At 62.9% G+C, this 11,966-nt stretch carries 14 protein-coding genes; 2 read left to right on the plus strand and 12 right to left on the minus strand.

The features are described 5' to 3' along the window. Window positions 1–46: 46 nt before the first annotated feature. From AB7933_RS11225 to AB7933_RS11270, 10 genes are all read right to left on the minus strand, one after another. The gene (locus AB7933_RS11225; protein ID WP_006226011.1) at window positions 47–976 is read right to left on the minus strand and encodes a DUF3577 domain-containing protein; all 930 of its coding nucleotides are present in this window, start codon (window positions 974–976) and stop codon (window positions 47–49) included. Between the two features lie 366 nt (window positions 977–1,342). After that, window positions 1,343–1,696: a DUF3085 domain-containing protein gene (locus AB7933_RS11230; RefSeq protein WP_006226010.1), complete on the minus strand. Its 354-nt coding sequence runs from the start codon at window positions 1,694–1,696 to the stop codon at window positions 1,343–1,345. A 141-nt stretch (window positions 1,697–1,837) separates the two neighbouring features. Next, a complete protein-coding gene (locus tag AB7933_RS11235) occupies window positions 1,838–2,650 on the minus strand; it encodes a hypothetical protein (RefSeq protein ID WP_006226009.1) in 813 nt (270 codons plus the stop codon). Between the two features lie 287 nt (window positions 2,651–2,937). Continuing rightward, complete coding sequence (locus AB7933_RS11240) at window positions 2,938–3,216, minus strand: hypothetical protein (RefSeq protein ID WP_003108989.1); 279 nt, start codon at window positions 3,214–3,216, stop codon at window positions 2,938–2,940. Window positions 3,217–3,312: 96 nt separating this feature from the next. Then, window positions 3,313–4,050 (minus strand): hypothetical protein, encoded by a 738-nt coding sequence (locus AB7933_RS11245; RefSeq protein WP_003098947.1) that lies wholly within the window; start codon window positions 4,048–4,050, stop codon window positions 3,313–3,315. 213 nt (window positions 4,051–4,263) lie between these two features. Next, window positions 4,264–4,656: a hypothetical protein gene (locus AB7933_RS11250; protein WP_003098949.1), complete on the minus strand. Its 393-nt coding sequence runs from the start codon at window positions 4,654–4,656 to the stop codon at window positions 4,264–4,266. 21 nt (window positions 4,657–4,677) lie between these two features. Then, complete coding sequence (locus AB7933_RS11255) at window positions 4,678–4,890, minus strand: hypothetical protein (protein ID WP_003116833.1); 213 nt, start codon at window positions 4,888–4,890, stop codon at window positions 4,678–4,680. 337 nt (window positions 4,891–5,227) lie between these two features. Continuing rightward, the gene (locus AB7933_RS11260; protein WP_003108988.1) at window positions 5,228–5,539 is read right to left on the minus strand and encodes a hypothetical protein; all 312 of its coding nucleotides are present in this window, start codon (window positions 5,537–5,539) and stop codon (window positions 5,228–5,230) included. 336 nt (window positions 5,540–5,875) lie between these two features. Then, window positions 5,876–6,376, minus strand: coding sequence for a signal peptidase II (lspA, locus tag AB7933_RS11265; RefSeq protein WP_003098955.1), 501 nt, complete (start codon window positions 6,374–6,376; stop codon window positions 5,876–5,878). Between the two features lie 3 nt (window positions 6,377–6,379). Next, the gene (locus AB7933_RS11270) at window positions 6,380–9,292 is read right to left on the minus strand and encodes a heavy metal translocating P-type ATPase (RefSeq protein WP_003098961.1); all 2,913 of its coding nucleotides are present in this window, start codon (window positions 9,290–9,292) and stop codon (window positions 6,380–6,382) included. A 91-nt stretch (window positions 9,293–9,383) separates the two neighbouring features. On the opposite strand from AB7933_RS11270, the gene cadR reads away from it, so the two are divergent. Next, a complete protein-coding gene (gene cadR, locus AB7933_RS11275) occupies window positions 9,384–9,782 on the plus strand; it encodes a Cd(II)/Pb(II)-responsive transcriptional regulator (RefSeq protein WP_003098965.1) in 399 nt (132 codons plus the stop codon). A 67-nt stretch (window positions 9,783–9,849) separates the two neighbouring features. Here the strand turns inward: cadR and AB7933_RS11280 are convergent, their stop codons facing one another. After that, on the minus strand, window positions 9,850–10,224 hold the full coding sequence (locus AB7933_RS11280) for a DUF3703 domain-containing protein (protein WP_055312603.1): 375 nt from the start codon (window positions 10,222–10,224) through the stop codon (window positions 9,850–9,852). A gap of 12 nt (window positions 10,225–10,236) precedes the next feature. After that, window positions 10,237–10,440 (minus strand): hypothetical protein, encoded by a 204-nt coding sequence (locus AB7933_RS11285; RefSeq protein WP_023657334.1) that lies wholly within the window; start codon window positions 10,438–10,440, stop codon window positions 10,237–10,239. Between the two features lie 417 nt (window positions 10,441–10,857). Here AB7933_RS11285 and AB7933_RS11290 point away from each other — a divergent pair, with 417 nt between their 5' ends. Further along, complete coding sequence (locus AB7933_RS11290; protein ID WP_003098972.1) at window positions 10,858–11,493, plus strand: cation transporter; 636 nt, start codon at window positions 10,858–10,860, stop codon at window positions 11,491–11,493. Window positions 11,494–11,966 lie beyond the last annotated feature (473 nt).

Genomic DNA, 11,966 nt, shown 5'->3' on the forward strand with positions numbered 1-11,966 from the left:
TGGACGAATAGGAAAAAGGCAAGGCCCCGTGAGGGGCCGTGCCGGATCAGAACGAAGCAGCCAATGCCGGCTCCTGCTCCTCGACTGCACATTCGGGCTCGCGCTCGGCGGGCTCGGCAGATTGGTAGGAAACGGCGTCGGCGGCAGTGTCGATGGCGTTGGCGGCTTCGGACGCGGGTGCGTCCTCCGCTGGCGCTGCCTCGGCATGCGCCTGGCTCGTCGGATAGACCTGGGTGCCGTCGATCTTGATCAGACCGATGTGGACCAGCGTCGATTCCAGGCTTGCGGCCGGTTCCCCAGCGTGCTCGCCCTTGGTGCGGATGTACGGATCGATCTTCATGTCGTTCAGACGAAAGGCGATCAGCACCTTGCGATCCCCTTCGATGGCCTGCACGCATCGGCGAACCAGATGCTCGGCTTCAGGGGTGGCGACGATCGTGTCGAAGTACCGATATTCCGGTTCATCGACAGGTCCGGCCAGCGCGGCGATGGAGCACGACAGGAACGGGTCACCATCCTTGGGGGTGACGTCCTTCGGACGGTTGAGGTAGCCGATGCCACGGGTGATCAACTCGTGCTGCTCGATCGAAGCCAGTTCGGCCCGCTCGATCAGCTCGGCCTTGAGCAGTCGCGCCTTGAGGGATGCGGCGGCCTGGCCTTTCTGTTCGCCCTTGTCGCGGATGTAGGCATCGCCCCAGAGGTCGCCGAGGCGAAAGCGCACCAGCGGTCGCTGCTTGGAATCGTCAACGCCGATGTAGCGCTGAACGAGCTTCTTGGCCTCGGCACCCGAGACCTTGACGTCGAAGTAGCGGTAGCTCGGGTCCCTGGCGGGGCCGACCAGCGCGGCGATGGTGCAGGCCAGGAAGGGCTGCGCACGGCGGCCGCCCCTGACGGGCACCTCACGGACACGCTGGAGGTAGCCGATGCCCGAGGTGTGGAGGTCGAAATACGATTTCTCGTTGGAAGTGGTGTTCATGGTGAATCTCCATAGGGAAAAGCGGAGACACACCGAGCCCACGCATGCGGGGAAAGGTGCGTAACCCCGCGGTGGGTTGATAAGGCGAAAGCATCCGCCACCAGGGACTGGTGGCCGCTCGCGGATGGATGCGGTGCGAGCTGGCTCGGTCACGCAGTGGAAACTGCGCCGCAACCTCGAAGACCGATGGTTGCCTGGCATGTCGCTGACAGCGTCAGCAGGCATGGGGTCAGCATGGCCGGGCCTCGCGCGCGCGACAGCAATCAATTGGCATCCGCGCGTTTCCCTTTGTCCACGCAGCCCGGCTCAGCGCAAAAGAAAGCCCCCGGTGTGGGGGGCTGCGAGAGTCGAGTGGCGGTTGCCGCGCTATGCGGGAGGCACCACCTCCAGCGACAGATGTGTGGCGGTGGCCGACAGCATCAGGTCGTCTTCGGTGTGCAGGATGCGCGTGAATACGCCGTCCTTCGGGTCGAAGTACTCCCCGAAGTCGTCGCCGCCCAGTTCGGCGCGCGCCAGTTCCCACCAGTCGTCGAACGGGTCGGTATCCGGGTTGCAGCCGACGGCATAGGCCAGCAGCTTCACACGCCCATCCGGGCGGCGCTCTCCCTGCTCGGCGAGGAAGTACACGCCCTGGTCCTTGACCAGGATGACGCGGCATTGGCTGGCGATGGCCTCGGTCAGCACGGGGCGCAGGTCGGAGCCTTTGAATCGCAGTGACATGGTTGAAATCTCCTATGTGGAATAGAGAAAAGGCCCTCCATCCGCATGGATGGAGGGCCTGTGGGCACATGGCCCATGGGCGAAACTTCGTGGCGGGACCCACGGGTCAGCCGTAGAACCGGCAGGATTCAGTTTCCGGCGTCATGCCGGCACCGCCTGGCGCTGCCGGGTAGCCTTGGCGTCGATCACGCTCACATCGATCAGGCGCCAACGTCCGTCGTCGATGAGTCGCTCCAGCACTTCGCCGAGCATGTCGAAATACACCTCGTCATGCCGATCGACCAATTCGCCGTCGCGATGCAGCTCCACCACGTAGGTGTCGCCGCCTCGGTCGTACAGCACCGTCACCCGGCCCTCGAACTTCGCGGTCGAGACCGTGAAGCTGATCGCCGGAGGCGTCTCGATGATCTTGGACGGCGTCGGATCGACCCAGGTGAAATCCCGGGCACCCGCATCGACCAGCATGTGGGTGATGCGCCGGAAGCCATCGGGCGCCGGCATTTCCTCCAACTGCTGGATGAGCTGACCCAGCTCCATGCACTGCGGCTCGGGAATGGGCAGCTTGGCCGGCGCGGAGCCGAGGATGTGCGTCTTGACGGTGTAGGGAATGCCGTCGGACGTCATCTCGGTGCGCTCTTCCGGCGTGTCCGCCCGCAGCCCATCGAAACGGCGCCGTGCGTAGGGTTGGACATGCACCTTGGCGCCTTCGTCGGGGACGGTGGTCACCAGCTTGGAATCGAGCACAGCGAACTCGCTCGGCTTGAGCTTGACGACGATGGCATCGTCGGTGATGGCGACTACCTTCCCGTCGAAGGGCTGGGGGTCGACGGCGAAGCCCAATGTCGAAGATTGCGGCTGATCGTCGAACACGCGGTACTTGAACGACCGCACGTTGCGGGGCACGTGGCCTGCGACTAGCGAAGGCATCATGGATTTGATGAGGGAACGGTCCATGGGAATCTCCTTGAGGAAGAAACAAGGGATTCCCCGCCCGCAAGGGAGAGGTCCCTTGTGGGTGGTGTGGATGGACGCGGTACGTCCGTGGAAAACATCGACCAGCACGGCTTCCCGTGCTTGCAGCCTTGAAGGTCTTGGCTGCCTGGGCATGTGTCGGCAACGCCGACGAACATGGGGCAAGAATGGCCCGGGAGTAAGCGGCCCGCTTGCAGGAAACGGCACCCCATCGCACCCGCTTTCCAGCGCTGCGGGCGAGAAAAAGCCCCTCGAAAGGGGCTTGGGGGTCAGGCTTCGTACACGAAGTAGTGTTCTCGCTGACGCGGGAAGAACACGTGCTTCCACGTGTCGCCGCTTGTGTTGCCACCGTCGAATACGACCATTTCGTAGTCGTCAATGTCGGTGTCCACCAGATCGGCGCTGTCGATATGGCGCATGTGCAGCGTACCGCTCATGCGCTCGAACACCAGGATCTGGCCGATGGCGTCGTCCTGGCTCATGGCGTTGACGCAGGCTCCAAGCTGATTCTCGAAGTCGGGCGTGGGCAAGATGAGATCGGGGAACATGAGATTGCTCCTATGGAATTGAACCAGCCCGGCTCCTGGTGGGAGGCGGGCTGGCATATGGGGGATAAAGGGGAAGGCTTGCGCGTCGCGTGTCTGCTAGGTCTCGGCCAGTGGCAAGCCCAGTAGCGCGGGTGCGTCGGCATCGAGGATGAGGATGCGCACATCTGCCTGGCCGGCCAGTTCAAGGATGTTCGCCAGGTCGTCAGGCATGCCCTTGTCGCGGTGCTCCTGTCGAAGCTGCTCAGCACTGATGCCCTCGGCATATTCCAGGTTCTTGTCTGTCCAGGGCGTGGAGATCAGCTTGACGCCAATCGCCGGGCTGTACGGAACCCGAAAGGCGATGAACAGAAAAGCCTCCGGCGTGGCGAGGTCTGCCAGGTTGGCGAGGTACTGGCCGGTTTCCTGGCAGATGTGCGCGCTGCTGACTTCCCAGCACCGGCTGTAATAGCCGGTCTCGAAACTCAACCGCTGCACCACGTCTCGCGCGGCTTCGGCCGAATAGGTATCACCGACATGGACCGGGCGGCCGTCGAGGTCGTCGCCATGGATGGCATAGACCACGGCGCCCACCACGCCTTCGCCGTTGATGCCTTCAACAGCATCACATTCAGCAATCAGCTCGTCGCTGATGGCGTCAGTGCCGCTTTTGATCAACGCGAAGTCGCTGGTGACGATGCAAGGCGATGAGATCAGGTCGTTGTCGGAAAGATGCGCTTGGCTCGTGTGGATGGATCGCCAGACATGCGGGCTTCCGTCCCCGTAGCAGATGCACAGCGTTCGGACGACTCTCAGATTCCAGTAGCCGCGTACAAAGGGATTGGGATTCTGGGTCATGGAATTTCTCCAGATTGAATAATGGAGCCAATTCCCGCCACCGGGAATTGAACCCCGGTGGGTTGAAAGTGGAAAAAGCGTCAGGCGGCACTGATCGAGGGCTTTGGGCCAATCGGCGCAGGCTGACGGAAGAAAAATCGAGGGACATGGCCGCGTGGACGCATGTCCCTCATGGGCAGTGAACAAAAAGACGGTGGTATGCCGCAGACCGGCTCACCAACCGCTGTAGTTCACCAACAGATCGGCGATGACCTTGCGGCGTTGCAGATCGAGACCATCGAAGTCCGACAGTCCTTGGAAGTGGCAGCGCTTGAGCATGGCACCGCCCTCGCGCGCGTTGTAGAAGCTGAACATGGCGGACAGGAACATGCGTTCCCCGCTGCTCAGGACGCCGAGTGCGTCGTTGGCACGCAGCATGTCGGGACGCAGATCCCACTTGCTCTTTGCCTGGTTCAGGCCTTCGCGCGTGCCGTCGCCAAACCATTGCGGGCCTGCGATCTCGACGCCGCGCTTCCAGACCTCGAAGAAGGCTTGGGGCGCGGCGGCGAAATGCTGCTCTTCCCGCATGATCTGATCGACGACTTCCTGGGGCAAAAGCTGGTTCATGACGTGGTTCCTCCAGTTGGATCAGGGTGTGGCGAGCTGGGACCAGCCGCCTCTTTCGAGGGCACGTTGAGCCGCGGCATAGCTGCGGAAGTACTGGCAGGATTCCCGCGAAACGGGACCTTCTGTATCGCGCGTGCCGATGTAGTGGCCGGCGGCGCTATGCAGGATTTCGAGCGGCAGGAACTTGCCGCAATGGATCAAGGCCAACTGGCCGAAAGAGGCTTGCTGGGACATGGACGGGCTCCTTGGAAAAAGCGGGGCCTCGTCCCTCACGGGATGGCAGCTCCCGCACGCGGTTGAGAAAAAAGCATCGGCGTCACGGGTGACGCGCGTCCGCAGACTCGATGCGATGGCGGACTGGCGGGTAGCGCGGAAAGAATCCGCGGCAGCCTGGAAACTCTGGCTGCTGGCATGGTGCTGACGAATCAGCGACACATGCGGGCAGCTTCATGCGCGAGGCGAGCCGCGTCAGCCGGAAATCGGCATTTGCAACAGCCCCGATTGGCGAACGCGGAAAAAAGAAAGCCCCGCAATAAGTGCGGGGCTGTCAGGAGGATGAGGCGAAACTGGGTCAGCGAGGCCTGTCGCCCAGTACATGCTGCTTCCACAGGGCGAATGCCTCGTCCGGTCCCAGCTCTGCGAGGATGACGATGGGCTGGCCCCGACGGGCACGCAGCGATGCGAAATACGCTGGCCGGTCGGCGATGGCGTTGAGCTTGATGCCCTTTAGGAACAGCAACTGGCGGGGGCGAACTTTGGTGGTAACGCAGGCATGATTGCGCTTGTTTGGGGCAAAAGGGCCAGCGAAGCGGGCGGACACGGCCAGAAAACCGCGACGAACTACTTGTACTTGCCAGGCGAGGCGAACGGGTGACATCAGCATATCGCTATGCGGTAAAGAAGACCGTCCTAAAGCTTGCAGGATCCCGGCATAGCTTCATCATCACCTCTCCGTGACGGCTCATTGGAACGAAAAAGGCCAGCATCGCCGTGATGGACTTTCATAATTGCCAGGTCAACTGGCTTGCGTGCTGTTTATTCACAGCAAGGCATTGCGACGTCGTTGCAGCAATCGCCGCCATCGCAACAGGGCGTTGCAGCAAAAGCGGCGGTGGGCGCTAGCATGAGGGCCAAGCCGCGGCCGCTCATGCTGGGGGCCGTTCTCTTCAGATTGGTGTCCTGCACCGTGTGCATTGCGAATTTCCGGATCGTCCCAATGTCACTGGGACTCCTTTGTGGCGGCCGGGTTCTCCACGCTCATGAACGACTGGGCCACCAGCGCGATCGCCCCGCCCACGATGGCCATGTCAGCGATGTTGAAGGCGGGCCAGTGCCAGCCGTGCAGGTGAAAGTCGATGTAGTCGATAACGTGCCCGCGCGTGGCGCGGTCGAACGCGTTGCCCAATGCGCCGCCCAGAATGAGGCTGTACGAAAGGCCTTCCGTTTTGCGCAGCGGCCGGGAGAGCAGCCATGCGAGCCATGCCGATATTGCGAACGCGATCGCCAGAAAAAACCACCGCTGCCAGCCGCCCGCGCCAGCAAGGAAGCTGAACGCCGCGCCGGGATTGAGAGCGTGAACTAGGTTGAAGAATGACGCCACCTCGTGCGACCAACCCAAGGGAGTTGTCGCGTCAATGTAGCTCTTAGCTGCCTGATCGCCGGCGAATATAACGATCGCGAGTGAGTACCACTGCGTCTTGCGAAGAGATGGTTCATCCATTGTTCATGCCGCCTTGAACTTCAGGAGGCGCAGCCCATTGACGACAACCAAAAGACTTGCCCCCATGTCAGCGAACACAGCCATCCACATGGTGGCATGCCCTGTGAACGTCAACGCAAGGAACACCGCCTTGATGCCAAGGGCCAGAACGATGTTCTGCGTGAGGATCGCCGCAGTGCTACGCGACAGCCGGATGAAGGCGGGGATCTTGCGCAGGTCGTCGTCCATCAGGGCGACGTCGGCTGTTTCGATCGCGGTGTCGGTGCCGGCCGCGCCCATGGCGAAGCCGATGTCGGCACGGGCGAGCGCGGGCGAATCGTTGATGCCGTCGCCCACCATGCCCACCTGGCCCTCGCCGCCGACCAGGCTTTCGATGGTCTTGAGCTTGTCTTCGGGCAGTTGGTCACCACGGGCTTCAGAGATTCCGACCTGGGCAGCGATGGCCGCGGCCGTGTGCTGGTTGTCCCCCGTCAGCATCAGCGTGCGCACACCCAGCGCCTGCAGGTCGGCCACCGCCTCACGGCTGGTTTCCTTCACGGTGTCGGCCACTGCAAAAATGCCGAGCACGGTCGCATCGTCCATCAGCAGGATCGCTGTCTTGCCTTGGCGCTCCAGGGTCTCCAGCCGAGCCTGGAGCGTCGCTTCGCTCAGGCCCAGCTCCTGGGCGAGCCTGTGGTTGCCCATGTGCAACATGCGCCCGGCGACGCGGCCGCGCACGCCGCGGCCAGGCAGCGCCGCGAAGTCGTCGACCTCGTGCAGCGCGATGCCGTCACGGTTCGCCTTGCGGGCGATGGCCTGAGACACAGGATGGTCCGAGCGTGCCGCGAGGCTTGCGGCCCAGGCGGCAACTTCCTGCGCCTCGCCGATCAGCGGCACGAAGTCGGTCTGCTCGGGCTTGCCATGTGTGAGTGTGCCGGTCTTGTCCAGGGCCAACGCCTTGAGCTTGCGCCCGCCCTCCAGGTAGACGCCACCCTTGATCAGGATGCCGCGTCGGGCGGCAGCGGCCAAGCCGCTGACGATGGTGACCGGCGTGGAGATGACCAGAGCGCAGGGGCAGGCGATCACCAGCAGTACCAGGGCCTTGTAGACCCAGTCAAACCATGCGCCGCCGAAGGCGAGCGGCGGCACGACGGCAACCAGCACGGACACCGCGAACACCGCCGGCGTGTAGACGCGGGCGAACTGGTCGACGAAGCGCTGCGTGGGCGCACGGCTGCCCTGCGCGGACTCCACGGCATGGATGATGCGCGCGAGCGTCGAGTCGCTGGCGCCTGCGGTCACCTTGTATTCGAAAGAGCCGGTCTCATTGATGGTTCCGGCGAAGACCTGGTCACCTTCGGCCTTCTCGACGGGCAGGCTCTCGCCGGTGATGGGCGCCTGGTTGATGGCCGATCGACCCGAGGTGATCAGGCCGTCCAGTGCGATGCGCTCGCCAGGACGCACGCGGACCACCGCGCCCTTTGCGACCTCCTTGGCCGGCAGCTCTGTCCATGAGCCATCGGCCTGCCGCACGGTCGCGGTCTCGGGCGCCAAGTCCATCAGCCCCCGAATGGCGTTGCGGGCGCGGTCCAGCGACTTCGCCTCGATCACTTCCGCCAACGCGAACAGGAACATGACCATGGCGGCCTCCGGCCAGTGGCCGATCGCCATGCCGCCGGTGACCGCGATGGCCATCAGGGCGTTCATGTTCAGGTTGAGGTTCTTCAGCGCGATCCAGCCCTTCTTGTAGGTGCTGAGGCCGCCGGTGAAGATCGAAACCAGTGCCAGCACGATCACGGCCCAATGATTGCCGTCGTTGACCCAGTACACGCCTTCGGCGGCCACCGCCGCAACGCCCGAAACCGCCATCGGCCACCAATTGGTCTTGTGCGCGGCCACCGGGGCATCGCGCGGCTCATCAGTCCTCTGGACCTCGGCTTCCATGCCCAGCGATTCGATGGCTTCGACTGCCGGCTTGATCGCGTCGGGTGTGTGCCGAACCGTGAGCGTGCGCTGCATCAGGTTGAAATCCATTCCCTGCACGCCCGGCATGCCTTGCAGCTTGCCGCGGATCAGACTTTCCTCGGTCGGACAGTCCATCTTCGCGATGCGAAGTACCGTGGTGGCTGTCTGCATGTCCTGCCGCGCAGCCTGCATTCCAATGGAAGCAAGCGCCTTCTCGATCGGCGCTGAGGTCGCCAGCGTGTGCTGGACTCCCAGCACACGCTGCATCAGATTGAAGTCGAGCGCGGTCACACCCGGCAGCTTGCCCAGCCGGTCGCGGATCAGCGCTTCTTCCGTCGGGCAATCCATGTTCTCGATCCGGTACGTCACCCGCTCGCCGATCGGCGGCGCGGAAACGGCAGCGGTTGGTTGCTGCTGCAGGGCCGAGGATGGGATCACAGCCGCGGCTTCGATCGGCCCCGTGTGGCCGAAGGTCTGCTCCTTGGCGCGCATGCCGATCGAGGCCAGGACCTGCTCCATCTGCGCGCGTGCCTGAGCGAGGTGTTTCACCGACAGGGTGCGCTCAGCGAGGTCGAAGTCGAGGTCCTGAATTCCCTCGACTGCCCCGAGGTGCGAGCGGATGAGTTTCTCCTCGCTCGGGCAGTCCATGTTCTCGATGCGGTAGGTGGTCGACACGGCGGCGTCTCGGACAGCCTGAGCCTTCATGCCCACCGAATTCAGCGCTTGCTCCAAGGCATCGGCCGAGACTTCGCGGTGCGAAATGGTCAACAAACGCTGCGGAAGATCGAACAGGAGCCGCTCGACACCGGGCATGCCCTCCAGCGTTCGCCGCACCAGTGCTTCCTCATTGCGGCAATCCATGTTGCTCACGTGGAAAACGGTGGTTTCAGTGCTGGCCTGCTCACTGGCGCACGCCGTCTGTTGGCCATTGCCGCCGGAGCAGGCGCATGGGCTGGAAGGTTCTTTGTTCATAGATCGCTCTTCATTGACAAGGTTTTCCCCGGATGCCATCATTAGAAAACCTCTAGTAGATATAGAGTCAAGTTTTTTATAGGAAGCAACCATGATGCGGATCGGTGAACTGGGCAAGAAGGCAGATTGCTTGGTGCAGACCGTGCGCTTTTACGAGTCAGAAGGCTTGCTGCCCGAGCCTGCACGTAGCGAGGGCAACTTCAGGCTCTATGACGAAGTCCATTTGCAGCGCTTGCTGTTCATCCGCCGCTGCCGGGCGAAGGACATGACGCTGGATGAGATCCGTCAACTGCTGAACTTACGGGATCGGCCAGAGTTGGGCTGCGGCGAGGTGAACGCGCTGGTCGACGCTCATATCGCGCAAGTGCGGACCAAGATGAAGGAATTGCGCGCCTTGGAGCGCGAGTTAATGGATCTGCGACGCTCCTGCGATAGCGCCCGAACCTCGCGCGAGTGCGGCATTCTCAACAGCTTGGCCGAGCCCGCCTGAAGCTCGAGCGTGTCATCGGTGCTGGAAGTGATCGGGTCCAGTTCTGAGAGCCACGTGCCGCGCTCCATCATGCGAAAGCGCGCGGTTCTGACGTTTTGAGACGGCGTGCGACCGAGGGCGTGGCCCACAGGAGCCAGCGCGAGCCGGACGACCTGCGCGCCGCAATCTCCGCCACCTTACGGGTTCTCCAGGCCAGACCGAGCATCGCGGCGTGGCTGCGCAGGTGCAGGTGCAGGCCAAGGTAGCAGTGCGCCACGACGCGGCCCGACTCATGGGCACGCCACGCAACTCGCGATCGCTTCGCAAGAAGCCGCAAGGCCCGACTCGCGCAAGAATGCGACGTGGGCAAGATCGTATAGCCAGCAGCGCAAGCGTTTGCCGCTGCTGGCCGGCTCCGGAAGGGATAGACAAGCTGCGGGCCGTAGTCCATTGGAAAGTCCATCTTTCTTGAGTGTCACTCTTTGGCGCCCAGCGTGTGCTTTTGCGACCGGAAAGCGCTGAACAAGTGGCCCCCGGGCATCCAGAAATCGCCGTAGTTGACTTGGGCGTCTTCGTGCTCACGCTTGTGATGCCAGCGATGGGCTTCAGCCACCCCGATCAACAATCCCAACGGCCCGACCCGGTATCCCAGATTGGAGTGCTGGAAGGCCAGATGCACGACCAAGAAGCCGAGCCATGCGCCGACGGCCAACCACAGCTTGGAACGCCGCTACTGGCTCAACGGGGAGTGGAAAGGCCGCCCGCCCTCTAGCAAGGCGGCACAAGCGAGCGCGACGATCACTGTGAGTAGCTCCGTCGGAAAAGACGGCCGGCCGGTCGCGAGCTCGCCGAAGAGCACAACCGCAGTGGCGCCACGGATCAGTGGATAGCAGCCATACCGGATGACAGTCGCAATGAAGGGGGCGCATTGGTGCTCATCTGTTCTGTCCTAAAGCTCTGACTGGATTGGAAAACCTTCTAGCTACGGTAGAGTCAAGGGCGTCCGGGAAGACCCTGTGGCAAGTTCGTTGCATCTGCGCCTTGACTCTCCAGCCGCTACAGGCTTCAGCATCCATCGATTTGGAAGGAACAATGCATGGCTGAAAACCACAGAAATCACGAAAACGACGAGTTGGGCCGCCTAGATGCGAGCGATGCGAAGGACCGAAAGATTCTTCTGACTGTGTTGCTGATCAACCTGACGCAGTCCGCCGCCGGCATTGCCCTTGGCATCTGGGCTGGCTCTACGGCGCTGATGGGCGCCGGGTTGGACAACCTCGCCGATGCGTCGGTCTATGCGGTTAGCCTGTATGCCGTCGGTCGTGCGGCAACGGTCAAGGTGGGCGCGGCCCGCTTGTCGGGTTTCTTGCTAATCGGCCTGGCCGCGCTGCTGCTGTTGGAAGTCCTACGCCGCTTCGCTGGAGGGGAAGAGCCTGTCGGCCCAGCCATGATGGCCATGGCCGCGCTGAACGCGGCTTTGAACCTAGTGTGCCTCAGACTACTGCGCCGCCATCGCGGGGAAGATGTGAACTTCAAGGCGTCAGCGATCTTTACCAGCAACGACTCCATCGTCAATGGTGCGATTGTGCTGTCCGGGGTGCTGGTGATGGGGTTCGGGTCGAACATCCCGGATCTGGTGCTGGGCGTCATCGTGGCCGCAATCGCAGCGAATGGGGGGCGGGAAATCCTGCGCGAAGCATCGGAAACAGCTCGCCGTAAGGCGGGCACATAAGGCATGTTTTCGCCCAGTTCATCCCGAGGTTTACCTCTGCAAAAGAGGTAGTCCAGCCTTTGGGCTACGGCCTCGGCTGCAGCCGAGCGTACCATTGGCGATGGCCGCGCGATAGGCGGGCATGCCGTTCTCGACCTCCGTCTGCCGTACAGCAGCGGTGCGCAAGGTTGAGGGTGCATGTCGTCTCTCCTGTTCGTGTGGCCCAGGCCAATGGCCGGGCCGGGACGTTGATGGGCAGGAGAATGGCGCCGAAGGCCCAACGGCCTTCGGCTCGGGAGAAAAGAGGAACCACCCGTGGGCTGATTGGCAGGCCCGGTCGTCGCTAGAACCGTCTGCTCATCAAGCAATCACACCCGGCCCATGTCGTGGCTGGGGCCGGCATCGTCTGGCGCACATCCGCGCACAAAGGGAGCCCGTTTTTGCACCGGCGGGCACCGGCACCGATTACCGCTGACCACGAAGGGTCTCCCGGT

This window comes from Pseudomonas gorinensis, assembly GCF_042015035.1.
Classification (GTDB): Bacteria; Pseudomonadota; Gammaproteobacteria; order Pseudomonadales; family Pseudomonadaceae; genus Aquipseudomonas; species Aquipseudomonas gorinensis.